At 67.0% G+C, this 24361-nt stretch carries 27 protein-coding genes and 1 pseudogene; 13 read left to right on the forward strand and 15 right to left on the reverse strand.

The window, feature by feature from the left end; genetic code table 11:
- Positions 1-212 (forward strand): hypothetical protein (locus ACWDUN_RS29465; RefSeq protein WP_449934384.1); only part of this gene is annotated, 212 nt, incomplete at its 5' end.
- A gap of 133 nt (positions 213-345) precedes the next feature.
- Here ACWDUN_RS29465 and ACWDUN_RS29470 read toward each other — a convergent pair.
- Both ACWDUN_RS29470 and ACWDUN_RS29475 read right to left on the reverse strand, forming a co-directional pair.
- Positions 346-1522: pseudogene (locus ACWDUN_RS29470) on the reverse strand (pyridoxal phosphate-dependent aminotransferase).
- 15 nt (positions 1523-1537) lie between these two features.
- Positions 1538-2017, reverse strand: coding sequence for a MarR family winged helix-turn-helix transcriptional regulator (locus ACWDUN_RS29475; protein ID WP_449934386.1), 480 nt, complete (start codon positions 2015-2017; stop codon positions 1538-1540).
- A 45-nt stretch (positions 2018-2062) separates the two neighbouring features.
- Between ACWDUN_RS29475 and ACWDUN_RS29480 the strand changes: the two genes are divergently transcribed.
- The 4 genes from ACWDUN_RS29480 to ACWDUN_RS29495 all read left to right on the forward strand — a co-directional run bounded on the left by ACWDUN_RS29480 (position 2063) and on the right by ACWDUN_RS29495 (position 5104).
- The gene (locus ACWDUN_RS29480; protein ID WP_449934388.1) at positions 2063-2494 is read left to right on the forward strand and encodes a Rid family hydrolase; all 432 of its coding nucleotides are present in this window, start codon (positions 2063-2065) and stop codon (positions 2492-2494) included.
- Positions 2494-3408 carry a zinc-binding dehydrogenase gene (locus tag ACWDUN_RS29485; protein ID WP_449934390.1) on the forward strand — a complete coding sequence of 305 codons (915 nt, stop codon included), beginning with the start codon at positions 2494-2496 and terminating at the stop codon, positions 3406-3408. The genes ACWDUN_RS29480 and ACWDUN_RS29485 overlap by 1 nt, the downstream gene beginning before the upstream one ends.
- Before the next feature lie 155 nt (positions 3409-3563).
- A complete protein-coding gene (locus ACWDUN_RS29490; protein ID WP_449934392.1) occupies positions 3564-4304 on the forward strand; it encodes an SDR family NAD(P)-dependent oxidoreductase in 741 nt (246 codons plus the stop codon).
- A gap of 32 nt (positions 4305-4336) precedes the next feature.
- A complete protein-coding gene (locus ACWDUN_RS29495; protein ID WP_449934394.1) occupies positions 4337-5104 on the forward strand; it encodes a helix-turn-helix transcriptional regulator in 768 nt (255 codons plus the stop codon).
- Positions 5105-5110: 6 nt separating this feature from the next.
- On the opposite strand, the gene ACWDUN_RS29500 is transcribed toward ACWDUN_RS29495, so the two are convergent.
- Genes ACWDUN_RS29500 through urtA form a run of 7 tightly spaced genes read right to left on the reverse strand, consistent with a single transcriptional unit; the run spans position 5111 to position 11352 of the window.
- Entirely contained in the window at positions 5111-5806 is a 696-nt protein-coding gene (locus ACWDUN_RS29500; protein WP_449934435.1) for an urease accessory protein UreF, read from the reverse strand.
- Positions 5787-6266: an urease accessory protein UreE gene (locus ACWDUN_RS29505; RefSeq protein ID WP_449934396.1), complete on the reverse strand. Its 480-nt coding sequence runs from the start codon at positions 6264-6266 to the stop codon at positions 5787-5789. The genes ACWDUN_RS29500 and ACWDUN_RS29505 overlap by 20 nt, the downstream gene beginning before the upstream one ends.
- On the reverse strand, positions 6267-7070 hold the full coding sequence (locus ACWDUN_RS29510) for an urease accessory protein UreD (RefSeq protein ID WP_449934398.1): 804 nt from the start codon (positions 7068-7070) through the stop codon (positions 6267-6269).
- Positions 7067-7684, reverse strand: a complete 618-nt coding sequence (ureG, locus tag ACWDUN_RS29515) for an urease accessory protein UreG (RefSeq protein WP_449934400.1) — start codon at positions 7682-7684, stop codon at positions 7067-7069. Before ureG ends, ACWDUN_RS29510 begins: the two co-directional genes overlap by 4 nt.
- A gap of 12 nt (positions 7685-7696) precedes the next feature.
- Positions 7697-9412, reverse strand: coding sequence for an urease subunit alpha (ureC, locus tag ACWDUN_RS29520; RefSeq protein WP_449934401.1), 1716 nt, complete (start codon positions 9410-9412; stop codon positions 7697-7699).
- 1 nt (position 9413) lies between these two features.
- A complete protein-coding gene (locus tag ACWDUN_RS29525; RefSeq protein WP_449934403.1) occupies positions 9414-10115 on the reverse strand; it encodes an urease subunit beta in 702 nt (233 codons plus the stop codon).
- Between the two features lies 1 nt (position 10116).
- On the reverse strand, positions 10117-11352 hold the full coding sequence (gene urtA / locus ACWDUN_RS29530; RefSeq protein WP_449934404.1) for an urea ABC transporter substrate-binding protein: 1236 nt from the start codon (positions 11350-11352) through the stop codon (positions 10117-10119).
- A gap of 180 nt (positions 11353-11532) precedes the next feature.
- On the opposite strand from urtA, the gene ACWDUN_RS29535 reads away from it, so the two are divergent.
- Complete coding sequence (locus ACWDUN_RS29535) at positions 11533-12549, forward strand: LuxR C-terminal-related transcriptional regulator (protein WP_449934405.1); 1017 nt, start codon at positions 11533-11535, stop codon at positions 12547-12549.
- On the opposite strand, the gene ACWDUN_RS29540 is transcribed toward ACWDUN_RS29535, so the two are convergent.
- Positions 12546-13013 (reverse strand): MarR family winged helix-turn-helix transcriptional regulator, encoded by a 468-nt coding sequence (locus tag ACWDUN_RS29540; RefSeq protein WP_449934407.1) that lies wholly within the window; start codon positions 13011-13013, stop codon positions 12546-12548. The two genes, ACWDUN_RS29535 and ACWDUN_RS29540, sit on opposite strands and share 4 nt — an antisense overlap.
- A 91-nt stretch (positions 13014-13104) precedes the next feature.
- On the opposite strand from ACWDUN_RS29540, the gene ACWDUN_RS29545 reads away from it, so the two are divergent.
- The 3 genes from ACWDUN_RS29545 to ACWDUN_RS29555 all read left to right on the forward strand — a co-directional run bounded on the left by ACWDUN_RS29545 (position 13105) and on the right by ACWDUN_RS29555 (position 14300).
- Complete coding sequence (locus ACWDUN_RS29545; protein WP_449934437.1) at positions 13105-13518, forward strand: Rid family hydrolase; 414 nt, start codon at positions 13105-13107, stop codon at positions 13516-13518.
- A complete protein-coding gene (locus tag ACWDUN_RS29550) occupies positions 13518-14078 on the forward strand; it encodes an alcohol dehydrogenase catalytic domain-containing protein (RefSeq protein WP_449934439.1) in 561 nt (186 codons plus the stop codon). Before ACWDUN_RS29545 ends, ACWDUN_RS29550 begins: the two co-directional genes overlap by 1 nt.
- A 93-nt stretch (positions 14079-14171) precedes the next feature.
- The gene (locus tag ACWDUN_RS29555; protein WP_449934409.1) at positions 14172-14300 is read left to right on the forward strand and encodes a hypothetical protein; all 129 of its coding nucleotides are present in this window, start codon (positions 14172-14174) and stop codon (positions 14298-14300) included.
- 6 nt (positions 14301-14306) lie between these two features.
- On the opposite strand, the gene ACWDUN_RS29560 is transcribed toward ACWDUN_RS29555, so the two are convergent.
- Both ACWDUN_RS29560 and ACWDUN_RS29565 read right to left on the reverse strand, forming a co-directional pair.
- The gene (locus tag ACWDUN_RS29560) at positions 14307-14882 is read right to left on the reverse strand and encodes a VOC family protein (RefSeq protein ID WP_449934410.1); all 576 of its coding nucleotides are present in this window, start codon (positions 14880-14882) and stop codon (positions 14307-14309) included.
- Positions 14879-16279 (reverse strand): cytosine permease, encoded by a 1401-nt coding sequence (locus tag ACWDUN_RS29565; RefSeq protein ID WP_449934412.1) that lies wholly within the window; start codon positions 16277-16279, stop codon positions 14879-14881. The genes ACWDUN_RS29560 and ACWDUN_RS29565 overlap by 4 nt, the downstream gene beginning before the upstream one ends.
- Positions 16280-16387: 108 nt before the next feature.
- Between ACWDUN_RS29565 and ACWDUN_RS29570 the strand changes: the two genes are divergently transcribed.
- Positions 16388-17950: a helix-turn-helix domain-containing protein gene (locus ACWDUN_RS29570; protein ID WP_449934413.1), complete on the forward strand. Its 1563-nt coding sequence runs from the start codon at positions 16388-16390 to the stop codon at positions 17948-17950.
- Here ACWDUN_RS29570 and ACWDUN_RS29575 read toward each other — a convergent pair.
- From ACWDUN_RS29575 to ACWDUN_RS29585, 3 genes are read right to left on the reverse strand one after another with little or no spacing between them, the layout of a single operon-like run.
- On the reverse strand, positions 17947-18807 hold the full coding sequence (locus ACWDUN_RS29575; RefSeq protein ID WP_449934414.1) for a polysaccharide deacetylase family protein: 861 nt from the start codon (positions 18805-18807) through the stop codon (positions 17947-17949). The two genes, ACWDUN_RS29570 and ACWDUN_RS29575, sit on opposite strands and share 4 nt — an antisense overlap.
- Entirely contained in the window at positions 18804-19916 is a 1113-nt protein-coding gene (locus tag ACWDUN_RS29580; protein ID WP_449934416.1) for an NADH:flavin oxidoreductase, read from the reverse strand. Before ACWDUN_RS29580 ends, ACWDUN_RS29575 begins: the two co-directional genes overlap by 4 nt.
- Position 19917: 1 nt before the next feature.
- On the reverse strand, positions 19918-20535 hold the full coding sequence (locus tag ACWDUN_RS29585; RefSeq protein WP_449934417.1) for a DUF1989 domain-containing protein: 618 nt from the start codon (positions 20533-20535) through the stop codon (positions 19918-19920).
- A gap of 117 nt (positions 20536-20652) precedes the next feature.
- Here ACWDUN_RS29585 and ACWDUN_RS29590 point away from each other — a divergent pair, with 117 nt between their 5' ends.
- The 3 genes from ACWDUN_RS29590 to ACWDUN_RS29600 all read left to right on the forward strand — a co-directional run bounded on the left by ACWDUN_RS29590 (position 20653) and on the right by ACWDUN_RS29600 (position 24355).
- Complete coding sequence (locus ACWDUN_RS29590) at positions 20653-21906, forward strand: amidase family protein (protein WP_449934419.1); 1254 nt, start codon at positions 20653-20655, stop codon at positions 21904-21906.
- A gap of 5 nt (positions 21907-21911) precedes the next feature.
- On the forward strand, positions 21912-23021 hold the full coding sequence (locus ACWDUN_RS29595; protein ID WP_449934421.1) for an alkene reductase: 1110 nt from the start codon (positions 21912-21914) through the stop codon (positions 23019-23021).
- Positions 23022-23143: 122 nt separating this feature from the next.
- Entirely contained in the window at positions 23144-24355 is a 1212-nt protein-coding gene (locus tag ACWDUN_RS29600) for an acetyl-CoA C-acetyltransferase (protein WP_449934423.1), read from the forward strand.
- The last annotated feature ends 6 nt before the right edge of the window (positions 24356-24361 follow it).

A 24361-nucleotide genomic window follows, 5' to 3' on the forward strand; every position in this document is an offset into this window, starting at 1 on the left:
TTCCGCAGGCTTCTAAAGGTGTGCTGCAGGGTTACAACGCGCAAGCGGCCGCGACAACCGGGCATATCGTGGTCGCTGCTGAGATCACTAACGCCGGCGTCGATCCCGGGCCCAACCTTTCGGACAAGGCCAAACACACACTCGCCCCACAGGGGCAACACGGCTCAGACCACCCCTCGTCAGGGTCGTCGAACCTCTTCGGCGACCCATAGTCGCCGACACGGGCTCGCCCGGAGAGTGGGAGCCACTTCGCTTCGAACTTGTGTTCGATCCTACGCCGAATACTGCCTGTGCGCAAGCAGTATTCGAAGAGCGACCGCCTCAGGGACAACGGGCCTTTGCCCGTCAGGACGCCCTCAGTACCTCAAGGCGGCGGATCGCCTCGTCCAGGGTGTCATCGCGTTTGCAAAAGGCAAAGCGCACCAGATGATTCCAGCTGTGGTCGGCCGCCGCTGTCTGTTCATCGCTGGTGAATGCGGACATGGGAATCGCAGCCACCCCGGCCCGATGTGGCAGCTCGGCGCAGAAGGCGGTGCTGTCGGTGTAGCCTAGGGGGCGCGGATCGGCGCACAGGAAGTAGGTGCCTGCGCTGTCGTGTACCTCGAAGCCGAGATCGGTCAGCGCGGCGCCCAGCCGGTCCCGTTTTGCCTGCAGGTCGTCGCGCAGCGCGGAGACCCACTGGTCCTCGTGGTCCAGCGCGTGCGCGATCGCCGGCTGGAACGGGGCGCCGCCAACATAGGTCAGATACTGCTTGGCCGCGCGCACCCCGGCGATCAACTCCGGTGTCGCACATGCCCAGCCGATCTTCCATCCGGTGGCGTTGAACATCTTGGCCGCGCTGGAAATCGTCACCGTCCGGTCGGCCATACCGGGATATCCGGCCAGCGGTCGGTGCTCGACGCCGAAGACCAGCGTCTCGTACACCTCATCGGTGATGACCAGCAGGTCGTGCTCGACGGCCAGCGCGGCGACCGCGGACAGCTCGGCATCGGAGGCGACCATGCCGGTCGGGTTGTGCGGCGAATTGAGGATCAGCGCGCGGGTGCGTGGCGTGACGGCGGCACGCAGCGCGTCGACGTCGAGGGCGAATCCGCGACCGTGGGGGACCAGTGGCACCGTGACGCGGTGGCAGCCGGCCATCGCGATGACGGGGGGAGTACGAGTCGTAGAACGGCTCGATGACCAACACCTCGGAATCGGGTTCGACCAGGCCGAGCAGCGCGGCGGCGATCGCCTCGGTGGCGCCGACGGTGACCAGCACCTCGGTCTCCGGGTCGTACTCGATGCCATACCGGCGTCGACGCTGCGCGGCGATGGCCTGGCGCAGTGCCGGGATGCCCAGACCGGGCGGGTACTGGTTGACGCCCTCGGCGATGGCGTCTTGGGCGATCTTGAGCATGCCGGCCGGGCCGTCCTCGTCGGGAAAGCCCTGGCCCAGGTTGATCGCGCCGATGCGGGCCGCCAAGGCCGACATCTCGGCGAAGATCGTGACCGCATAGGGCTGCAGGCGGGAAACGGTCATAGTTGTCCAGACTAGTCAGCCGTGCTGGGCCTCGAAGCCGGGCGGCACCACGCGCAGTTTGGAGGCAATGCGGGTCAGCGCGGCCTGATCGGCGGCGGTGAGCGGATCCAGCACCAGCTCGCGCACCGCGCGCACGTGGATCGGTGCGGCCTCGACGACCAGTCGGTGGCCGGCGTCGGTCAGGGTGGCCAGGGTGTAACGCCCGTCATCGGGATCGGGTGAGCGCTGCACCCAGCCGCGCTGTTCGAAGCGTTTGACCACATTCGACAGTCGCGACAGCGAGCCGTTGGCCAGAAAGGCCAACTCGCTCATCCGGATTCGGCGCTGCGGGGCGTCAGCGATGTGGCTGAGCGTCAGATATTCGAACAGGCTCAGGTCGACCTGTCGCAATGGTGTCTCCAGCTTGTTGGGGAGCAGCAGCATGAGCGAGACCAGGCCGGTCCACGCATCCTTCTCCGTAGGGGACAGCCACTGGGGTTCGTCGTCGCTCGCCATCCGAATGACTTTACGCTTGAAGTGATCGCGTGTACGGTTAACTTCATGCGTGAAGTAAAAAATTCAGACATCCAGTTCTTCGCCACCCCTGGCTGGGGGGAAACGGCCCTGGCGGAACGGCACTACCACCAGGCGGTTCGCATCGGCGATCGGGTCGAGATCTCCGGCCAGGGCGGCTGGGATGACGACCTGAACTTTCCCGCGACGCTGGAGGCCGAGATCGTGAAGGCCTTCGACAACGTCGGGACGGTCCTCGCCGCGGCGGGCGCGTCCTGGTCCGACGTGTTGCACGTGAACACCTATCACGTGCTGGCGCCGCCGGAGGAGGACTTCGAGGCCCACAACGCCATCGTCATCGACCAGATGCGCACGCGGATGCCGGACCGTCCCCCGATCTGGACCGAGACCGGCGTCACCGCACTCGGGGCACCGAAGATGCGGTTCGAGATCCGCGTCACCGCGGTGGTCGAGAACTGATGCGCGCCATCGTCTTCGATCCGGACGCACCACGGAAGTTCGCGCTCGCCGAGGCGCCAGACCCGGTGCCGACCGCTCCGAACGAGCTGCTGATCGAGGTCAAGGCCATCTCGTTGAACTTCGGGGAGGTGTATTACGGCGACAACGCCGACGCGCCTGGCGACATCCCGGGCTGGGACAGCGCCGGCATCGTCGTCTCGGCGGCGGCCGACGGATCGGGCCCGTCCGTGGGCACCCGGGTGGCCGGAGCGGACTGGTCGGCCGGCTGGGCGCAGCGACGCGTGCTCACCACGGACAATGTTGCGGTACTTCCTGATTCGGTGGACTTCGAGACCGCGGCCGCGCTGCCGGTTGCCGGTGTCACCGCACTGCAGATCATCCGCAGGCTCGGACCCGTGGTCGGCAGGCGGGTGCTCATCACCGGTGCCTCCGGTGGGGTGGGCCGGGTGGCCGTGCAACTCGCCGCTCGCGCCGGCGCCCATGTGATCGCCGCGGTGGGCAGCCCGCAGCGGGGGAAGGGACTGCGTGAACTCGGCGCCGACGAGGTCGTGGTCGGCCTCGACGGTCTGGCGCCCGTCTACGGCGTGCTCGAGCACGTCGGCGGCGCCATGCTTGCCGACACCGTGCGCCTGCTCGATGACGGCGGGACGGTCATCTCGGTCGGTTCGGCCTCCGGGAAACCCACGCTGATCGATTTCGAGGCCGAGCGAATGACCATGAAACGCAAGACCATCGAATCCTTCATGATGGCGTGGCCGGTGGGCGCGGACCTGCAGTATGTGCTCGATCTGGCCGGTCGGGGACAGCTCGACGCCCAAATCGGCCTGCGCGACACCTGGGACAACCTGGACACCGCGATCGATGCCCTGCTGGGCAGGCGGGTGGCCGGCAAGGTGGCGCTGAAAGTCAACTGAGCAGCGGGCGCAGATCGGTGTCCAGCCAGTCGGTGAAGCTTCGCCAGCCGATCTGCATCGGCAGCGTGGTGGTCACCGACCACGGCAAAAATTCCCCGGTGAGGGGGTACACCTTCTGACTCCCTGCCCCGGGTCCACCGCGCTGTGATGGAGGCATGACCACTACAGAAAACCCCATTGTCCTGGTGACCGGCGCCAACACCGGTATCGGCTTCCATCTGGCTCAGCAACTGTCGAAAGCGCGCGCACGGGTGCTACTGGCGTCCCGGGACCGGCAGCGCGGCCGCGCCGCGGCCGAGAAGTTGGCCGCCGACGGCCTCGACGTGGACGTGCTGACCCTCGATGTCACCGACGACGCGACGATCATCGCCGCGGCCGACCGTGTCGGGCAGACCTATGGCCGACTGGACATCCTGATCAACAATGCCGCCATCGTCGGTGACGGCCTGCCGGCATCGCAGGTGAGCCGGGCCTCGCTGCTGCAGACCATCGACACCAACGTCGCCGGTGCCGCCGCCGTCGTCAACGCGTTCCTGCCCCTGCTGCGGGCGTCCCGGCGCCCTCGGATACTGAACGTGTCCAGCGAACTCGGATCGACCCGGCTGGTCAGCGATCCCGAGTGGCCGCACAGCGATGTGGCGGCGGCCGCTTATCAGGCGTCCAAGAGCGCACTGGACATGCTGACTGTGCTCTATGCCAAAGAATTGGCTTCCGAACGCATCTCGGTGCTCTCGGTGAGCCCGGGGTACCGATCGACCGGACTCAACAACGGCCAACCCATGGAGGGTGCCGGCGATCCGGCCGAGGGCGCGGCGGGCATCGTGGCCATCGCGCTGGCCGAGGAGTTCCGCACGGGTCAGTTCCGCAGCGATCGGGGTGAGCTCGTCGAGTGGTGATCTTTGAAGCGCCGTCGTGCCACCATCGAAGGATGGACGGACAGGCGGTCGGCGAATTCGTGCGCGCGATCCGGGAATGCCGCGACCCGGTGGCGTTCGGCTTCCCGACGAAGGGTCGGCGCACCAGTGGTCTGCGACGGTCCGAAGTGGCCGCGCTCGCCCACATCTCGGTGGAGCATTACACGAACTTGGAACGTGCCCGCGGCAGCGGACCGTCCGAGCAGGTGCTCGGTGCGGTGGCCGATGCGCTGCGCCTCGATGCCGACGAGCGCCGACATCTGTTCCAGCTCGCGGGACGCAACGCGCCATGGGGCGACGAGCCCAGCACCGACCTCAGCCCGAGCGTCGCCAAACTGATCCGGGGGTTGGGTTCGACCGCCGCGATGGTGCTCAGCGCCCGCTTCGACATCCTGGCCTGGAATGCGGCCGCCGCAGACCTGATGGAGGATTTCGGCGCGCTCGCGCCGGTCGAGCGCAATATCGCGCGACGCCATTTCCTCTCGGAGAGGGGGCATTACGGCATGAGTCATGCCGAGGAGTTCTCCCGGATGGTGGCGGGACAGTTGCGCGCCACCGCGGCCCGCTATCCGCGGGACAAGCAGACGTATCGGCTCATCGAGGATCTGTTGGCCGGCAGTCCTGCGTTCACCGACTTGTGGTCCGACGCCACCGCGATCAACACCACGCACATGATCAAGCGGCTCGATCACCCGCAGCGGGGGCACCTGACGCTGTCGTGTGACGCGCTGATGGACCCACACCGGGATCAGACCATCGTGATGTTCTCGGTCATCGATTGAGCGGACTCAGGTCGCGAACAACCGCGACGTCCGTTCCTCGTGGCGCATACCGCTGATTTCCAGTGCGGGGGACAGGTTGCTCAAGTCGGTCAGCGGCCGGGCGCAGGCCGCAGATGCCCACTCGGCGACGGACTCGGCGGTGCGCAACTGGATGCGCTGGCTCTGTAACGGCCCGAGCCTGCCGAGCCGCACCGCCGCGCTCAGCATCGAGGCGAACATCGAGCGAAGCACCCCCAACACCGCCCACTGTTGCGGTACGCCCAACGCTGCCTGCACCACCCCGTCCACCACGGCGGCATGCCCGGGTGTCGACCCATCGAGCGCGGCGCACAGATACGGATGCTTCGCGCCGATGCCGATAGCGCAGGCGGTGGCCGCCAGCTGCCGGCCGGCCGTCACCGATGCTGTGCGGGCGTTACCGAACAGTTTGTAGGTGGCGGTCAGCTCATCGAGAGCAATGAGGGTGTCGAGGTCCGGCGCGGCCCAGGCATGCGCGGTGACGGTGGCGTCCAGGGTGGCGACACCGCGCTGCAGATACCCGCAGATCGCATCCTCGATATCGGCCGCGTCGGCGTCGGGCCGCGCGGACAGCCATTGCTCCAGACCGTGACTGTGGACCAACCGACCGGCCGGGAACGCGCTGTCGTGCAACTGCAACCACAGCGCGAGTGCGGTCGCGGTGTCAGTGGTGGTGGCCGGCATGGTCATCCGCCGAAGTCCGCGCCCAACCGTGCCCGGCCAGCGCCATCTCGGTCACCTCGCCGATGACGCCGATGCCGCTCAGCATCACCCGGGCGGCCTCGGCGCTGGTGAACAGCGGCACGGTCACCGCGTCGTCGTCGACGTCGATCGGGGCATGCTGATTGCCCAGCAGATGCCCGAGCAGCAGCATGGCGCGCGGAGTGTTGTCGGCGAAGCGCACCCGGATCGCCGGTTCGGCGGGCCGGCGGACGACCACGACGGCCGTGCCGTCATCGGCGATCACCGCGTCGTGATGCAGAAAAGCGCCTCTGGGCAACATGATCCGCACCTCGACACCGGTGTCTGCGGTCACCAACTGACGATGTTTACCGGCGTCACCCCACCCGATGTCCACATGGTGGCGCTGCCGGCCGGTGAACACCGGGTCGTCGATTATTCCGAGCACGGCATCGGCTATCACTCAGGCGCTCCTTGCGATCTGGTGGACGGGTAGCACGGTGCGGGCTGCGGTGTGTAGAGCCCGCTGGACGGCATGCAGCGCCGGTGCGCTACCGGTCAGGACGCGGATGAAAAGGCCTGCGCCGAGGGGTAGTTCACCGGCACCGCCTTCGACATCGGGATGGCCCGTCAGCGCCGTGCGGACGGCGGCCAGCGCGAGGTCGACGGGTTGCCCCGGTGTGACGATCAGCAGGGTGGCCAGATAGTCGGCACCGATGGTGCCGCCGTTCGTGATCACCTGCCGGTCCCGGGCGACCACCCGGCCCTGCACCCGCACGGTGAACGCACTGTCGATCCCCGCATACCGAAATCGTTCGCCATGCGCGATCCGACCGGCGGCGATCGCATCCCACCCGAGGTAGACACCGCCGTCCTGCACGTCGATCTCAAGACGCTGGGTGAACATCGAATCCGCCTGCGGGATGACGGTCTTGGGCAGATACTCCAGCACCGCCGAGGATTCGACGGTGAACCGCAGGTTGTGCCGGGCGCCGGGGCCACCGCCGGCGAACACCTGGGTGGCGGCCTGGCTGGTCAGATGCAGATGGGTGCCGGTTGCGCAGTGCACGGTGGTCTGCAGGTCGTCATCGGAGAATGTGCCGCCGCTCGGGCTCTGCACGCACAGCATGGCCGCACGCGGATACTCGGCGTCGGCGTGTAGCGCCATGGTCACCCGCTGCGGATACCGCTGCCGCAGGCCGGTGATCCTGGTCGCGCCGGTGGCATCCGCCCGGGTGCGCAGGCTCAGTTCACCGGGGGCGATCACGTGCGGGCCGTCAGCATGACACCGCGCAGCAGTTCGTCGGTCAGGGCATCCAATCCGGCACCGGAGCGCAGATCGGTGAACACCGTCGGCTTGACCGGCCGTGCCACCGCGCAGTCGCGGCGCATCCCGTCCAGATCGGCACCCACCAGATCGGCCAGGTCGATCTTGTTGACGACCAACAGATCCGCCTGCAGCAACCCGATCCCCTTCTTGCGCGGGATATCGTCCCCGCCGGCGGTGTCGATGACGAAGATCCAGTAGTCGACCAGGTCGGAGGTGAACGTGGCGGCCAGGTTGTCGCCACCGGATTCGATCAGGATGAGGTCCAGATCCTCGAACTCGGCGGCCAGCCGGCGGGCCGCGGCCAGGTTGGCCGACGGGTCCTCGCGGATGGCGGTGTGCGGGCAGGCGCCGGTCTCCACGGCCAACACCCGGTTGGGGTCGATGACGCCGCTGCGACGCACCCGCTGGGCGTCCTCGTCGGTGACCAGATCGTTGGTGATCACCGCGACCCCCAACCCCCTGCGGATCAGTTCGGGCACCAGCGTCTCCACCAGCCGGGTCTTCCCCGATCCGACCGGACCGCCGATGCCGATGCGCAACACCTCACTCATCGCTTCCCCTCACTATTTCAGCGTGTACCGGCGGCCCAGCGGCACCGAGGTCATCGGCACGCTCTGGCACAGTTGGCCGTCCACGATCACCCGGTAGGTGTCGGGCTCGATCCGGATGTCGGGCAGGTAATCGTTGTGCAGCAGATCGGCTTTGGTGAGCGCCCGGGACCCACGGCAGGTCACCAGCGGGGTCTGCAACCCGAGCCGCGCACCGAGTCCGGCGTCGATCGCCGCGGCGGCCACGAAGTTGACCGACACATCGGCGGGGGTCTGGCCGAATGCCGCCCACTGCGGTCGATACTTCAGCGGCTCACACGTCATCAGCGAGGCATTGGCCTCACCCATCACCGACCAGGCCGGGAAGCCGCCCTTGAACACCACCTCGGGCCGGATTCCGAAGAATTTCGGCTCCCACAGCACGATATCGGCGAGCTTTCCGGGTTCCAGCGAGCCGACCTCATGGTCGATCCCGAACAGCCGGGCCGGATTGATGGTCAGCTTGGCGATGTAGCGCAGGATCCGGGCGTTGTCGGCCCCGGTGCCCTCATCGGCCGGCAACGGCCCGCGGGTGGCGCGCATGTGGGAGGCCAACTGCCAGGTGCGCGCGACGGTTTCACCGATCCGACCCATGCCCTGCGAGTCCGATCCCATCGCCGAGATGGCACCGAGATCATGCAGCACGTCTTCGGCGGCGATCGTCTCGCGCCGGATCCGGGATTCGGCGAACGCCACATCCTCGGGTATCCGGGGATTGAGGTGGTGGCACACCATCACCATGTCGAGATGCTCGTCGAAGGTGTTGAGCGTGTACGGGTTGGTCGGATTGGTCGACGACGGAAGACAATACGGCTCACCGACAACCTGCATGATGTCGGGTGCGTGACCGCCGCCGGCGCCCTCGGCATGATAGGTGTGGATGGCCCGGCCGCCGATCGCGGCCATGGTGTCCTCGTAGAACCCGGACTCGTTGAGCGTGTCGGTGTGGATCTGCACCTGCAGATCCAGCTCGTCACCGGCGTCCAGTGACGCCCGGATCGCGGCCGGGGTGGCGCCCCAGTCCTCGTGGATCTTGTAGCCGATGGCACCGGCCAGGCCCTGCTCGATCAGCGGTGCGGTGCTCGATGCGCTGCCGTTGCCGATGAAGCCGAAGTTCATCGGGAAGGCCTCGGCGGCGCGCAGCATCCGGGCCAGGTTGGTTGGACCCGAGGAGGTGATGCCGACCGTGACCGGGCCCAGTCCGCCGCCGATCATGGTGGTGATGCCGCTGGAGATCGCCTCCTCGACCAGACCGGCGCTGTCGAAATGCACGTGCACGTCGATGGCACCGGCGGTGGCGATCATGCCCTCCCCCGAACGGATGTCGGTGCCGGCACCGATGATCAACTCCGGGTCGACGCCGTCCATGGTGCGCGGGTTCCCGGCCTTGCCGACGCCGACGATCCGGCCGTCCCGGATACCGATGTCGGCCTTGCGGATTCCCAGCACCGCGTCGATGATCAGCGCGTTCGTGATGACGAAATCCAAAGCGCCCTCGGCGTTGGTCACATCACCGTGCACCGCCATGCCCTCGCGCATGGTCTTACCGCCGCCGAACACCGCCTCGTCGCCGTAAACCGTCGCATCGGCCTCGACGCGGGCCAGCAGTTCGGTGTCGGCCAGGCGCACCCGGTCGCCGGTGGTCGGCCCGTACAGCTCGGCGTAGCGGGCCCGACTGATGGAAAAGGCCATCTCAGCTCTCCGTTTCCAGGAAGCCGCGGGTTCGTATCGTGCTCATCAGTTCCTCGCTCGCCGCGGTGTCGGTGGGTCCGTTGGTGACATCGTTCTGACCGATCACCACGCGCTCACCGCCGTAGGTGGTCAGCGAGACGTCCTGGGTCTCACCGGGCTCGAACCGCACCGCCAGGCCCGACGGGATGTCGAGTCGCATTCCGAAGGCCGACCGGCGGTCGAACCGCAGCGCCCGGTTGGCCTCGAAGAAGTGGAAGTGCGAACCCACCTGGATGGGGCGGTCTCCGGTGTTCTGCACGCTCACCGAGACGGTCGCCCGGCCCGCATTCAATTCGAGCTCTCCGTCGGCGGCCAGCACTTCTCCTGGTGTGAAGGCGATCTCGTCGGCGGGCCGGGTACCGGGAGAGATCGCGTCGTGCACCGTGACGAGCTTCTGCCCGTCCTCGAAAAAGGCCTCCACCTGCACCGAACCCAGCAGGGTCCGGACGCCGGGCAGCACGTCGTCATCGGTCAAGATGCCCGCACCCAGCGCCGCGGCCTCGGCGACGTTCGCGCCCGAGCGGGCCGCCTCGATCACCTCATCGGCGATCAGCGCCCGTGCCTCGGCGTAGGTCAGGCGCAGTCCCGCATCGCGGTGTTTGCGGGCCAGTTCGGCGGCCAGGAACAGCAACAGCCGGTCTTCGTCCTTGGGTGTCAGATGCATGTCAGCCCGTGATCCCCTCGGCCCACGGATAGTCCTTGAGATAGGGGTCGGGGGTGATGGGCTGCGGGGACTGCCACACCTGGTCGATGAGGCCGTTCGGGGCGACCCTGCCGATCCGGGCGGTCTTGGTGACGTGGTGATTCTCACCGTCGATGGTCACCGAGCCCTCGGGGGCGTCGACGGTGACACCGTCGGCCGCGGCCTGGATGTCGGCAACGGTGAACGAATCCGCCTTCTCCACACTGGCTTTCCACAGGTACACCGCCGTGTAGGCGGACTCCATCGGATCCGAGGTGACTCGGTCGGCTCCGTACTTGGCCTTGAAGTCGGTGACGAAGGTCTTGTTGGCCGGGGTGTCGAGGGTCTCGTAGTAGTTCCACGAGGACAGCTGGCCGACCAGCGTGTCGGCACCGATGCTCTTGACCTCCTCCTCGCCGACGCACATCGACATCACCGGCATGGTCTCGGCGGTCAGGCCGGCGCTGTTGTACTCGCGGAAGAAGGCCGTCAGCGAACCGCCGACGACGACGTTGAAGATGGCATCGGCGCCGGCGCTACGGATCTTGTTGACGATGGTGGCGAAGTTCGTACTGTCCAGCGGCACATAATCTTCGCCCTTGATCTCGATACCGTTGGCCGCCGCGTAGGCCTTGACGATGGCATTGGAGGTGCGCGGGAACACGTAGTCGCTACCCACCAGGTACAGCGACGTGACGCCCTGCTCCTTCAGATAATCCAGGGCCGGGATGATCTGCTGGTTGGTGGTGGCACCGGAGTAGAAGATGTTCTTCGAGGACTCGAGGCCCTCGTACTGCTGGCCGTAGTACAGCAGGGCGTTGGAGTCCTCGAACACCGGTAGCATCGCCTTGCGGCTGGCCGAGGTGTAGCCGCCGAAAACCGCTGCCACACAGTCGCTGTTGACCAGTTTGTTGGCCTTCTCGGCGAACACCGTCGGATCCGAGGCGCCGTCCTCGGACAGCAGATCCAATTGCTTGCCCAACACGCCGCCGTCGGCGTTGATCTCGTCGACGGCCATCGCGATCGCATCATGGATGACCGACTCGCTGACGGCCAGCCCGCCGGAGAGCGAGTTGATGGCGCCGATGCTGACCTCCGAGCCCGACGTGTCGGCGCACCCCTCGGCGGCGGTGGTGTCCTCGCCGGCCCGGCTGCCGCAGCCGGAGGCCAGCAGAGTGGTCGCCGCCAGGAGTGCCACACCCGCGCTGAGTCTGTTCATGTGAACCGCCTTCGATATCCGTGGATCGTTGGCGATCAGCGTAAGAACGAGCAGGCCGAGGAGCTATGGGAGGATTCTCCCATTTTCTGCGGCGCCGTTGCCTGGCTGCTGCACGGTGGAAACATTCGTGAAACATGGCCTGCACATGATGCTTTCGGGGCAAGAGAGATGAAGGATCCGATGGCAGGCGCATACGCAGAGGTGCTGAACAGCACGGCGAGCATCGAGACGCGCGCGCACGAGATGCTGGATGCGCTGAGCTCGCGTGCCGCCTCGTCAGCGTCGGCGATCAGTCTGTGGGACCCGATCCGGCGCAGGCATATCGCCGTCGCCAATCACGGTTACCCGGATCAGGTGATGGAGCATCTCAACACATGGTTCATCGACCACGATCCGCTGTTCGAGAAGATGCGGGTGCGCGGCCTCGGTGCGCTGCGCTGGCGTGACTTCCCCGAGTACCGCGAAACCTATTCGGTGCAGGGCGTCTTCGTGCCCGCGGGGTTCGACGAGGGTCTGTCGGCGCGGCTGGTCACCGCCGACGGAAGCTATGCCGGCACCATCCACGTCAACTGCGATGATGCCCGCTTTCCCAGCGATGACGATGTGGCCGAGATCAATTCGCTACGCGCGCAGATGGCGGAGCAACTGGACTTCTCGGTACGCCCCCGTATGGTCGCCGAACTGATGGCGCCCGAGGCGCAGGCCTGGGCGGTCGACGCAGATGGCCAGGCGCACCTGCTGATCCACGGCGACACCTTCGATGCTCCGCTGCAACGAACGCTGGTTGCCGAGATGACCCTGGCCGCCCGTGCGCCGGCTCTGAGCTTCCGGCCCGAGGTGACAAGGTGGTTCGACGGCACCGGATGGTTGCACGCCCGGCACATCAGCACCGCCCGCCGTTTCGAGCAGGACAGTCTGACCGGGGTGATCCTGGTGACCCGCGAAGCGTTGCCGTTCGGCATCACGGCGCGCGAGCTGGATGCGCTGACCCTGGCCGCGCAGGGACTGACCAACAATCAAATTGCCGCGCAGCTGTTCATCAGCGTCCGCACCGCCGGTCACCACCTGGAGAACGCGATCGTCAAACTCGGGGCGAGCAACCGGGCCTCCTGCGTGTCGCAGGCGGTGGCGTGGGGCCTGGTGTCGGGCCGGATGCTGCTGGATCTGAATCCGGGCGCCGTGCGGCGGCCCGCTTAACCCATGCTGGGGTGCACCACCCGCAGCTTGTCGGCGGTCCGGGTCAGCGCCTTCTGGTCGGTGGCGGTCAGCCGGTCCAGGATCAGCTCACGCACCGAACGGACGTGGATCGGCGCCGCCTCGACCACCAGACGGTAGCCCGCCTCGGTGAGCTGCGCGAGGGTGTAGCGCCCGTCGGCGGGGTCGGGGGAGCGGGTCACCCAGCCGCGTTGTTCGAAGCGCTTGACGACGTTGGACAGCCGGGACAGTGATCCGTTGGCCAGGAATGCCAACTCGCTCATGCGTATTCGACGGTCGGGTGCCTCGGAGATGTGGCTGAGCGTCAGGTATTCGAACAGCGTGAGGTCGACGGGGCGCAGGGCGGTATCCAGCTTTCCGGGAAGTAGCAGCATCAGGGCCGCCAGGCCGGTCCACGTCTCCTTCTCGGACTGCGAGAGCCATTCCGGCTCCTCATCCCGTGTCATGAACGCACTCTAGCCCACCGGAATAACTTCACGTGTGAAGTCATTGCATGTACCGTGAGTTCAAGTGTGAAGTCATAACGAGAGGAAGATGATGTCCGACATCGAGTTCTTCGTCACCCCCGGCTACGGCCAGATGTTCCGGGAGACGCGTCACTACAGCCAGGCCGTCCGGATCGGCGACCGGGTCGAGATCTCCGGCCAGGGCGGCTGGGATGACGATCTGAACTTCCCCGACTCCCTCAAGCGCGAGATCGTGGCTGCCTTCGACAATGTCGAGCGCACCCTCGCCACCGCCGGCGCCTCCTGGCGTGACGTGGTGCACGTGAACACCTATCACGTGCTGACGCCGGAGCAGGACTTCGAGGCGCACAATGCCATCGTCATTGCCGAGTTCGACCAACGGTTGGGCGACCGCGCGCCGATCTGGACCGAAACCGGTGTCGCCGCACTGGCGGTGCCGAACATGCACATCGAGATCCGCGTGACCGCGATCGTGGATGCGTGATGCGGGCTGTCGTCTACGAGCCCGATGCGCGACGCCACTTTTCGTTCGCCGAGGCCCCCGAACCGGTGCCAGGTACCCCCGACGAACTGCTGATCGAGGTGAAGGCCATCTCACTGAACTTCGGTGAGGTGTACTCCGCGGACAATGCCGAACGGCCCGGCGACATCCCCGGCTGGGACAGTGCCGGTGTCGTCGTCACCGCGGCGGCCGACGGTTCCGGGCCGCCGGTCGGGGCCCGGGTTGTCGGGGCGGGTTGGTCGCAGGCCTGGGCCCAGCGTCGGGTGCTGAAGGCGGAAAATGTTGCCGTGCTGCCTGATTCGGCGGAATTCCAGACCGCGTCGGCGCTACCCGTCGCCGGGGTCACCGCGGTGCAGACGATCCGCCGACTCGGTTCGGTGGTGGGGCGGCGGGTCCTGGTCCCCGCTTACCATCCCGTCGCGGTCGCGTCGGGATCGCAGCAGATCTACCTGGCCGGCCAGGTGTCCTGGGACGCCGACGGCGTGACCGTGGCTCCGGGCGATCTCACCGGGCAGATCGTGCAGGTGTTCCGCGATGTGTAGACCTCCCTGCAGGCCGCCGGTGCCACGTTGGCCGACATCGTCCGCATCACCTGGTATGTCGCGGATTGGTGACCCGACAAGGCCGATGCCTTCATGGCCGGTCTACAGCGGGCGGCCAACGAGTTCGGGGACCACACACCGCCGGCCACCGTGATCGGGGTGAGCGCACTGTGGAGCCCGGACTTCCTGGTCGAGGCCGAGGTGACCGCGGTCATCGACTGAGAGGTGTCAGCCCTGCTGCTCCCGTACCGGCGGCGCCTGACCGTCCGGCGGGGGAGCGGGGTACCACTCCTCGGGTTCGGGCCACACAAAGCCAGCCGGGATCGAATAGGTCTCGAACACCGTACCCGTGGCCGCCTCGGTATCGAAGAAGGCAAACGCATTGGCATCCATGAACTTTCCGGACTGTGTCAGCGGGAATCCACGTCCCGTGAACTCGCCGAGCCGTTTTGCCCAGGGCTTCTCGGCGCAGTCGAAGGCGATGTGCTGAATGCCCTCACCGTGGGTGTCCAGGAACTCCTGGAAGATCGACGGCCCGTAGAGCGGTTGCATGATTTCGACGGCCAGGTCGCCGACGTCGGCGAAGCACACCTTGATGGCGAAGTCCGCCGCTTCACCGCGGTAGGTCCGATCCGTGACCGTGGCCGAGTCGAATGTGTACACCCGCCACGGCCCGATGCCCAGGCGCACCAGACCCTCCATGGTGCGCCGATGGTCGGCGGTGACGAAGCAGATCTCGATGAGCTTGCCCAGGAAGCTGTTCGACAGTTCGGTGGCGCTGACGACCTTCGGCAGATCGGTCATGACCGCACCTTACGGCTCAGCGCGAAGTACAGCCCACCGGCGACCAGACTGCCGGACAGCCAGGAGAAGTCGGTGTTGCCGAGCGCGACGGCAATGGGACCCTGCATGGCGGGCACCAGCCCGTACTGCCAAGCCCATCCCGCGATAATCCCGGCCGCCAGGCTGATCAGACCGGCCCAGTTGTAGCGTCCGTGGTCCATTCCGTACAGCGACCTGACATCGAGGGCGCCACGTCGGATCACCAGGTAGTCGACCAGCATGATGGCCGCCCATGGACTGATCCACACCAGGATGGACACCATCCAGTGGTCGAAGGCATGCGCAAAGCTGTCGGCGTTGACGAATACCGCGAGGACGGCCGAGGCCACCACACCGGCGATCAGCGTGATCTTCCAGCGCGCAGCCTGCACTCCGATGGACAGCGCCGCGAGCGAGCACGAGTACAGGTTGAGGATGTTGGTGGCAATCGGACCATGAATCAGCAGCAACAGCACCGGAATCGCCATCACGCCGAAGGTGCCGACCACCAGCGTCGACGGGTCGCTTCCGTTACCCGCGCTGGCCAGACACGCCCCCAGTGCCGCCAGCCATACCGTCGGAATGTACATACCGAGCGAGGACGACCAGAAGACCTGCCGCGCCGAGGCGGACCTGCGCACAAACCGGCTGTAGTCCGAGGCGTAGGGGATCCAGGTGAGGCCCCAACCGATACCGATCGCCGTCAGCAGCTGCGTGATGGCGGTGAACTTGTCGCCGGGTTCCAGGGCGGTACCGGCCAACGACCAGTTGACGTCGGTCGTGACGATGGCCAGGACGGTCATCGCCGCCATCACCAACACCGTGGCCGGCACGGTGTACTTCTCGAAACTGCGGATGGCGTAGAAGCCGTACAGCGCCAGCCCCAGCTGTACCGCCATGATGCCGCCGGCCACCAGGAAGTCCAGCCAGATCCCGCCGGTGACCCCGACCTTTGCCAGGATGGCCAGCACCAGATCCAGCACCACCCAGGTGTTCACGCCCACCCAGCCCATGGTGAGAAAGAACTGCACAATCCCGGGAACCACCGCACCGAAGCGTCCGAACGGAGCGCGGCCGAGCACCATCTGGTTCACCGCCGTGCGGTGCCCGATGACATTGAAGATTCCGAACACGGCGCAGCCCAGCACATTTCCGGCGGCGACGACTATCAGCGTCTCGACCAGGCTCAGTCCCAGCGTGATGCCCAGCGCGCCGAGCACCCAGTTGATCGGCGCGATGTTGGCGCCGGACCAGATCCAGAACAGTTCCCAGGGTGAACAGTCGCGGCTGTCGTCGGGAATGGGTTCGATGCCGTGGGCATCGAAGGGGACTGCGCCGTCGGCGGTGGCCTCGGCGGCCTCAGTCGGAGTTGTTGCCATGGTGTTCTCCTCGTTGGTGTGACGTGGACCATGGAAACACCGCCACCGACGGCCGAGCAGTGTATAAAGATCCATCATCGGCGGATGTGAATGGATGTAGCTACAGCCATGCTGAGTCTGAATGCCCTGCTTTCTGAACCCGCGCTCGAACTTGAAGCGCACGTTCCGGGACCGGCGGGCGCGCTCGACGCCGAGGTGCTGTGGCTGCACAACACCGAGCTGCCGGACCCGTCCCCGTATATCCGGGAAACAGAGGTGGTCTTGACCAACGGCCTGTGGCGTGGCACCACCCGTTCGGCCGATTTCGTGGCCGCACTGCTGCGCGCACGTGCGGGCGGCTTGATCTTCGGTCTGACGGAAAAGAATCCGGTCGTCCCGGCCGATCTGGTGGATGCCTGCGACGCCGACGGTATGCCGCTGATAACGGTATCGATCGCGGTGCCGTTCACGGCGATCACCGAGACGGCAGCGCGGCTTCAGGGGGCAGCCCGCCAGGACGCACTGACCGCGCTCGCCAGGCGCGGTGACGCGTTGGCGATGTCGATCGCCCGCGGTGGTGGTGCCGAAGGCGTGCTTGCGGTGCTTCGGCGCGAGCACGATCTGCCGCTGCTGGTGGTCGACCGGATGGGTCGACGGCTGGCGGGCACGGTCGCCGCCGGAGATGCCGAGGTCGACCGCAGCGCCGCTGCATCACTGGCCCGCCGGCCGCCGCCGCTGGAGGTCGACCTGCCGGGGATCGGCCTTGCCGCGCTGTTCCTGATCGAAGGTGCGATGGGGGACATCGATGCCGCGGTGTTCTGTCTGCGACCACTCAAGGACATCACCGCGGCCGAGCGCGCCGCGGTGGAGCAGGCGGCGAGATTCCTGAGTCTGGAGGTCACCAAACAGCAGGCCCTGCAAGCGATCGAGTCACGATTCTCCAGTGAGCTGCTGGAAATGGTGCTGTCCGGCGCCGGGCGGGCGGTTGAGGTGCAGGATCGACTGCGGTCGTTCGGGATCGATCCATCCGCACAGCTTGCCGTCATCACGCTCGTGGTCGGGGACGGACCGGTCCGTCCGGCCGGATCCACCGATGAGATCGAGAGGTTCTTCCGTGGCCGTGGTGTACCCGCCGTGGTGGTCGCGGGCAGCCAGGACACGGTAGTCGTTTTCCCTTGGAGCCCTTCGGTTTCTGATCTGGTCGAGTTCTGCCGGCAGCTCAGCGAGACCATGCGTCAACGCTTCGTCGATGACCGGATGGTGGTGGGTGTCGGTGCGCTCGCGGCCGGATCGGCGGGATTGCAGGAGTCGCTGATCGGCTCACGCGAAGTCTGTCAGGTGCTGCGCCGCCGACACCCCGATTCGCGGGTAGGTACGTTCGCCGACGTCAGCACCTACCGGATGCTGCTCGGGCTGCACGACAGAAATGTGTTGCGCCGGTTCGCAGACGACGTCCTGGGTCCGCTGCGCGGCAGTGACCGACGAGCCGGCACCGAGCTGGAACGAACCCTGCGGGTTTTCCTCGGCAACGACGGTCATTGGTCCACCACCGCGGCCGCGCTGTTCATCCATGTGAACACCTTGCGGAACCGGGTGGCCCGCATCGGAGAACTCACCGGCCGAGATGTGACCCGGCTCGACGACAGGGTGGACCTGTTCCTGGCGCTGGAGGCCGACGCACTGGCCGACTAATCGGGATAGACATCGGCCGACACTTCCGGTCTGGTCACCGTGCGCGCGACGATGGCATCGTCCGCGTGCACGGCTTCGGCCAGATCGCGGCAGCGCATGAACGTGACGTCGCCGAGTTCCAGTGCCTCCTCGATGAGGCCCCGCAGCGCGACGATCCGGCTGGGCCGCCCGGAAAGGAACGGGTGCACGCAGAGATTGAACAGACACTGGTACCGGCGCATCGCGTTCAGCTCGTCACGCCACATCTCGGCGACCTTGCGCGGCGATTCGATCACCGCACCGATGTGCGGCTCGGGCAGGTATGCGTACTGCTCCCAGTCATCGAGGGACCAGTGCACCGGTAGTTCCACGATCGGCGCTCCGGCAGTGACCAGCCGGTAGGGCCGGTCATCGTGCATCAAGGACGAGTCGTAGGACAATCCGTACTCGGCGATCAGCTCCGGGGTCTGCCAGCTGGCTCCCCACAGCGCGGCGCGATGGCCGCTGATCTCGATTCCCTGGTCGGCGAAGACCTGAAGCCCACGTTCGAAATCAGCCCGTTCCTCGGTCGCCGTCATGGTCACCGGCGAGCGGTGACTGTAGGAATGATGGGCGACCTCGTGGCCGCGATCGACGATCCGGGCGGCCAGTCCGGGGCGCTGTTCGGCTACCCAGCCCGGCACGAAGAAGGTTGCCGGAACACCGAGTTCGTCGAGCGTGTCGAGTATCCGGGGCACCCCGACATCCGGCCCGTAGGACTGATGCGACATCACCATCATGTGGTCGGCGTAGCGGCGGCCCTGCGCGAGGATCGGGGTCTCGGCGTCCACATCGAAGGTCAGGGTTGCGACGGCCGCGGCGCCGCCGTGCCAGCTCACCGGCCGGCCCGCCAGGCACGGGAGTTGCCGATGGTGGCCATGGGGGACAGCATGGCGTGGTCGAAGCCGTCCAGATCCGATCCCGAGGAGATTCGCTGGGGCAGATCGGGATTCGCCAGCGCGCCACGGCCCAGTGTCAACACGTCGGCATGGCCGTCGTCGAGCACATCGGCCGCCTGCGCCAAGTTGTGCATCCCGCCGTTGGCCAGCACAGGCAGCCCGCTGACCTCGCGCGCCAGGGCAGTGATGGTGCGGCCATCCGACAGTCGGGCGGTCTCGATGAAGTCCCTACCCTCACTGGCGATGTGCAGGTAGTCCACACCGGTGCGCGCCAGCGTGGCGAAGATGGTCTCGGCATCGGCGGCGCCACCGGGCCAGCGGTAGGTGAAGTCGTTGACCTTGGTTTGGGACAGCCGGACTCCGATCACGAAATCCGGGCCGAGCTCGCTGCGCAGCGCAGTGAGAATCTCGGCAGTCAACCTGACCCGATTGGCGACACCACCGCCGTACCGGTCATCGCGGGTGTTGGTGTAAGTGGTCAGAAACTGGTCCAGCAGATAGCCGTTGGCCGCGTGCACCTCGACGCCGTCGAAGCCGGCCTCCCGCGCCCGGGTGGCAGCAGCGACGAAACCTTCGATGACATGGTCGATCCCGGCGGAATCCAGCGCAACGGGCGTGGGCCAGGTGCCGGGTCCGCCGTACTCCGCCAGCATCTGTCCCCGCGGGGTCACCGCGGAGGGCGCGATGGTATGCGTACCGTACGAGTTGCCCTGTGACAGCGCACCCGCATGCATCAGCTGTGCGAGGATCGGCGCGCCGTTGTCGTGCACCGCGTCGACCGCCGGCCGCCACGCCCGTACATGCGCGTCGGTGGCCAGCCCGGGTTGGTTGAGATATCCCTGGCTGTGTGTGGTGTCGGTATAGATGCCCTCGGTGAGGATCATGCCGAATCCACCTCTCGCGAATTCGGCGTAGTAGTCGGCCATTTCGCCGGTGGCGTTGCCGTCGGGGGTGGCCGAGACCCGTGTCATCGGCGCGACGGCCAACCGATTCGCCAGGGCAAGGGTGCCGAGCTGGTAGGTCGTCAGAGCGGGGTGGTGGACGGTCATGTCAGTTCTCCTGTTCGTTGGTGATGGTGATGGCGAGCGGCGTCGGGTGTCCGCCGTTGATGTCGTTGAGGTCCATGGGGCAGGCGGACAGCACCACCACACAGTCCATCGCGGCGCGGAACGTGATGGCGTCACCCGGGCGAGTGGCCGCAGGAAGCCAGCGCAACGAGCCGTCCGCGCTCACCGGGATGTTCATGAAGACGTTGACGGGTTGGGGAATCACCGCGGTCGCCAAACCCAACGCGGCCAGCGCGAGTCGCAGATTGGCCGCGCAGGACCCGTGTCCCGACGCGCCGAGTCGCTCATAGCGCTCCGGATCGCACGCGGCGATCAGCATGTCGTGCACGCCGGGGGACGTGTCCTCGACCAGGGTCAGGATCGGCCGCCGCCGGGTGGTAACGAAGTGCTCGCCGGTCGCCGGGAACAGTCGTCCGGTGGCGGTGCGGGTGTGCGACGCGGACAGATATTCGGTGACATCGTCGGCAGCGAACGCGAAAACGTCCCCCACCTGGCCGCCGTCGACATCGATCACTCGCACGGTCTGACCCGCGTGGACCAGGACGGCACGGCCTCGTTCCGCAGGTACCTCGATTCGGGCATCGGCCCGTGTTGTCTCCATACCGGCATTCAACGGAGAGCCGGGCACACCCCATGATGGCTGTTTCGACACCATTGGACCCCTTAGGCTGGATGATCCTCCATGGAGCGGCATGTGGTGTCGGCATAGCGTGCGGATATGGGCACTTGCACCGCGCAGGAAGCGGCCGAACGGGCGATCAGTCGTGCCGCCCGACCCACGATGCTGACGGTCACGCCGGATCGCGCGTTACGGGAAGCGCGTGCCAGTGACCGACGGCTACGTCGGCTCAGCCCGGTGGACGGCATGCCGGTGGTGTGGAAGGACCTGTTCGATGTCGCCGGGACAGTCACGACCGCGGGTTCTGTGCTGTTGACGGACAGCCCGCCGGCCGCGCGCGACAGTGCGCTGGTGCGGCGACTGGGCGATCTCGGTGCGGTGACCGTGGGCAAGACCAACCTCAGTGAGTTCGCGTTCTCCGGGCTGGGAATCAACCGGCACTTCGGTACCCCGGTCAATCCACGCGACCCTGCTCGGGTTCCCGGCGGCTCGTCATCAGGTTCGGCTGTCGCGGTGGCCGCCGGACTGGTGCCATTGGCCATCGGAACGGACACCTCCGGCTCGGTGCGCGTACCCGCCGCATTCACCGGCTGCGTGGGCTATCGCGCTAGCTTCGAACGCTACGGCCGCAACGACTTTCGGACCCTGTCCCCGACCTTGGACTGCGTCGGGTTCCTCGCGCGCGGGGTGGGGACCATTCGGATGCTCGACGCCCTGCTCGCCCCGCAGCCACCGACCGCGCCGGTGCATCGGTTCATCATTCCGGCAGGAGAATGGCTCGACGAGTGCACGCCGGCTGTCCGTGATGCCTTTGGATGCGCGGTGCAACGACTGCGGCGCCGTGGAATCGAGGTGATCACCCGGGCTCTACCCGCGCTGCACGAGGCGCAGCGCCTCCTCGACGTGCACGGCACGATCGTCGGCGCCGAGGCCTATGCGGCCCTCGGTCACCTGCACGGTGTCGAACCCGCCACGCGAAGAAGATTGCAGCGCAATGCCGGTGCCGACGTAGCGCCACTGCAGCGTTCGATGCCGATGCTGCGTCACCGGTTTCGTGCTGAGCTCGACGGTGCGATGCTGTTGTGCCCCACGGTGCGTCGGGAACCGCCGCGTATCGCCGACCTGGACACCGACACCGCCTACGACGCTGCCAACGCCGACACCCTGCGCACCACCATGGTGTTGAGCTACCTCGGGACGTGTGGAGTGTCGCTGCCGGTGCCCGGAGCGGGGATTCTGCTCTCGGCACCCGAGGGTGACGACACATCCCTGCTGCTGTCGGCGGAGATCGTGCAGAGCGTGCTCGAGACAACCGTGGAGCCGGGAATGATTTCCGGGGCTCCAGCGCTTTGACCGGGGTGACCGAACAGACCTTCCGCCTTGCCCCCGACGCCGCACTGCTCAAGCCGCTGCAGGTCGGCGCCACCGAGGTCGCCAATCGGATCTTCATGGCGCCGCTGACCCGGTCGCGCGCGCAATCCGATGCCACCCCGTCGGACCTGGCAGCGCTGTACTACTCCCAGCGCGCCGGTGCGGGCCTGATCATCAGTGAGGCCACCGCCATCTGCGAACAGGCCAACGGCGCGTATATGAACACCCCCGGCCTCTACACCGACCGGCATCAGCAGGCCTGGGCCGAGATCGCCGATGCGGTGCACGCCGCGGGCAGCACGATGTTCGTCCAGCTCTGGCATGTCGGGCGGATGGCGCACCCGGAGATCAGCGGGTTCGACACCGTCGGCCCGTCACCGGTGGCCGCCAACCTGATGTCCCACACCCCGTCGGGCAAGCAGCCGCTGCCGGTGCCACGGGCGCTGACGATCGAGGAGATCGCGACCATCGTCGGTCAGTTCCGCACGTCGGCCCGCCGGGCCATCGACGCCGGCATGGACGGGGTCGAGATCCACTCTGCCAACGGCTACCTGCTGCACGAATTCCTCTCCGACACCGTCAACCTGCGTACCGACGCATATGGCGGCTCCCCAGAGAACCGGGCCCGGCTGACCGCCGAGGTGGTCGAGGCGGTGGCCGCCGAGATCGGAGCCGACCGGGTGGGTCTGCGGATCTCACCGGGCAACGGTGCCGGCGATGTGCGCGAGGACGATGCAATCGGGGCCTACGAGGCGCTGCTGAACCGCATTACCGGTCTGGGCCTGGCCTACCTGCACGTGCTGATCGACCCGTCGACGCAGACCTTCGGTGCGTTACGTGCGATGTGGCCGGGCACTCTGGTCCTCAACACGTGGCGTGACCCTGCCGACTTCTGCCAATTGGAGGGCTTGGTGGACTGGGGTGCGGCCAGTGCGGTAGCGGTCGGGCGCACCTGGCTGGCCAACCCGGACCTGATCGACCGGCTGCTGCTCGGCGCCGAGCTCAACGAACCCGATGTCGCGACCTTCTACGCCTCGGGCCCCGGCGGGTACGTCGACTATCCGACGCTGGCGGAAGCCGAACGTCAGTCGGCCTGACCTTTCGGAGGCCGACGCAGGGCCGCCCAACCAACAGGTTGGGCGGCCCTGTTAGGCTGCGGTCTCAGTGGACTACCGTCCCGATGGACGACCCCTGTCACCCACCCGAAAGGGAACTACACATGTCCGAAGGTGCCTTCATCTATGAGGCGATCCGCACCCCGCGCGGTAAGCAGCGCGGCGGATCGCTCAACGAGATCAAGCCGGTCAACCTGGTCGTCGGCCTGATCGACGAGATCCGTACCCGCTTCCCCGACCTGGACGAGAACCTGATCAGCGATCTCATCCTCGGCGTCGTGTCCCCGGTCGGTGACCAGGGCGGCGATATCGCCCGCACCGCCGGCCTGGTGGCCGGACTGCCGGAGACCACCGGCGGCTTCCAGCTCAACCGCTTCTGCGCCTCCGGCCTGGAGGCCGTCAACCTGGGCGCCCAGAAGGTTGCCAGCGGCTGGGACGACCTGGTGCTCGCCGGTGGCGTGGAGTCCATGAGCCGCGTTCCGATGGGTGCCGACGGCGGCGCCTGGGCCTCGGACCCGGACACCAACTACCGCATCGGCTTCGTCCCGCAGGGCATCGGCGCCGACCTGATCGCCACCATCGAGGGCTTCTCCCGCGAGGATGTCGACGCCTACGCGGCCCGCTCGCAGGAGCGCGCGGCGGCGGCCTGGTCGGGCGGCTACTTCGCCAAGTCGATCGTGCCGGTCAAGGATCAGAACGGCCTGATCGTGCTGGACAACGACGAGCACATGCGGCCCGGCTCCACCGTGGAGAGCCTCGGCAAGCTCAAGACCGCCTTCGACGGTGTCGGCGCGATGGGCGGCTTCGACGACGTGGCGCTGCAGAAGTACCACTCGGTCGAGAAGATCAACCACGTGCACACCGGCGGCAACAGCTCGGGCATCGTCGACGGTGCCGCGCTGCTGCTCATCGGCTCGGAAAAGGCGGGGAAGGCTCAGGGTCTGACCCCGCGCGCCCGCATCGTGGCCACCGCCACCAGCGGTGCCGACCCGGTCATCATGCTCACCGGCCCCACTCCGGCCACCCAGAAGGTGCTCGACCGCGCCGGACTGACCGTCGATGACATCGATCTGTTCGAGCTCAACGAGGCGTTCGCCTCCGTCGTCCTGAAGTTCCAGAAGGATCTGAAGATCCCGGACGAGAAGCTCAACGTCAACGGTGGCGCCATCGCGATGGGCCACCCGCTGGGCGCCACCGGCGCCATGATCACCGGAACCATGGTCGACGAGCTCGAGCGTCGTGGGGCCAAGCGTGCGCTGGTCACGCTGTGCGTCGGCGGCGGCATGGGCGTGGCCACCATCATCGAGCGCGTCTAGGGAGAC

It is taken from the genome of Mycobacterium sp. NPDC003323, assembly GCF_053589535.1.

Bases quoted from the DNA above. Each gene is read 5' to 3' on its own strand.
- ACWDUN_RS29475 (WP_449934386.1), bottom strand. From the start codon at position 2,017: ATGGCGAGCGACGACGAACCCCAGTGGCTGTCCCCTACGGAGAAGGAT.
- ACWDUN_RS29480 (WP_449934388.1), top strand. From the start codon at position 2,063: ATGCGTGAAGTAAAAAATTCAGACATCCAGTTCTTCGCCACCCCTGGC.
- ACWDUN_RS29485 (WP_449934390.1), top strand. From the start codon at position 2,494: ATGCGCGCCATCGTCTTCGATCCGGACGCACCACGGAAGTTCGCGCTC.
- ACWDUN_RS29490 (WP_449934392.1), top strand. From the start codon at position 3,564: ATGACCACTACAGAAAACCCCATTGTCCTGGTGACCGGCGCCAACACC.
- ACWDUN_RS29495 (WP_449934394.1), top strand. From the start codon at position 4,337: ATGGACGGACAGGCGGTCGGCGAATTCGTGCGCGCGATCCGGGAATGC.
- ACWDUN_RS29500 (WP_449934435.1), bottom strand. From the start codon at position 5,806: ATGCCGGCCACCACCACTGACACCGCGACCGCACTCGCGCTGTGGTTG.
- ureG (WP_449934400.1), bottom strand. From the start codon at position 7,684: ATGAGTGAGGTGTTGCGCATCGGCATCGGCGGTCCGGTCGGATCGGGG.
- ureC (WP_449934401.1), bottom strand. From the start codon at position 9,412: ATGGCCTTTTCCATCAGTCGGGCCCGCTACGCCGAGCTGTACGGGCCG.
- ACWDUN_RS29525 (WP_449934403.1), bottom strand. From the start codon at position 10,115: ATGCATCTGACACCCAAGGACGAAGACCGGCTGTTGCTGTTCCTGGCC.
- urtA (WP_449934404.1), bottom strand. From the start codon at position 11,352: ATGAACAGACTCAGCGCGGGTGTGGCACTCCTGGCGGCGACCACTCTG.
- ACWDUN_RS29535 (WP_449934405.1), top strand. From the start codon at position 11,533: ATGGCAGGCGCATACGCAGAGGTGCTGAACAGCACGGCGAGCATCGAG.
- ACWDUN_RS29540 (WP_449934407.1), bottom strand. From the start codon at position 13,013: ATGACACGGGATGAGGAGCCGGAATGGCTCTCGCAGTCCGAGAAGGAG.
- ACWDUN_RS29545 (WP_449934437.1), top strand. From the start codon at position 13,105: ATGTCCGACATCGAGTTCTTCGTCACCCCCGGCTACGGCCAGATGTTC.
- ACWDUN_RS29550 (WP_449934439.1), top strand. From the start codon at position 13,518: ATGCGGGCTGTCGTCTACGAGCCCGATGCGCGACGCCACTTTTCGTTC.
- ACWDUN_RS29555 (WP_449934409.1), top strand. From the start codon at position 14,172: ATGGCCGGTCTACAGCGGGCGGCCAACGAGTTCGGGGACCACACACCG.
- ACWDUN_RS29560 (WP_449934410.1), bottom strand. From the start codon at position 14,882: ATGACCGATCTGCCGAAGGTCGTCAGCGCCACCGAACTGTCGAACAGC.
- ACWDUN_RS29565 (WP_449934412.1), bottom strand. From the start codon at position 16,279: ATGGCAACAACTCCGACTGAGGCCGCCGAGGCCACCGCCGACGGCGCA.
- ACWDUN_RS29570 (WP_449934413.1), top strand. From the start codon at position 16,388: ATGCTGAGTCTGAATGCCCTGCTTTCTGAACCCGCGCTCGAACTTGAA.
- ACWDUN_RS29580 (WP_449934416.1), bottom strand. From the start codon at position 19,916: ATGACCGTCCACCACCCCGCTCTGACGACCTACCAGCTCGGCACCCTT.
- ACWDUN_RS29585 (WP_449934417.1), bottom strand. From the start codon at position 20,535: ATGGAGACAACACGGGCCGATGCCCGAATCGAGGTACCTGCGGAACGA.
- ACWDUN_RS29590 (WP_449934419.1), top strand. From the start codon at position 20,653: ATGGGCACTTGCACCGCGCAGGAAGCGGCCGAACGGGCGATCAGTCGT.
- ACWDUN_RS29600 (WP_449934423.1), top strand. From the start codon at position 23,144: ATGTCCGAAGGTGCCTTCATCTATGAGGCGATCCGCACCCCGCGCGGT.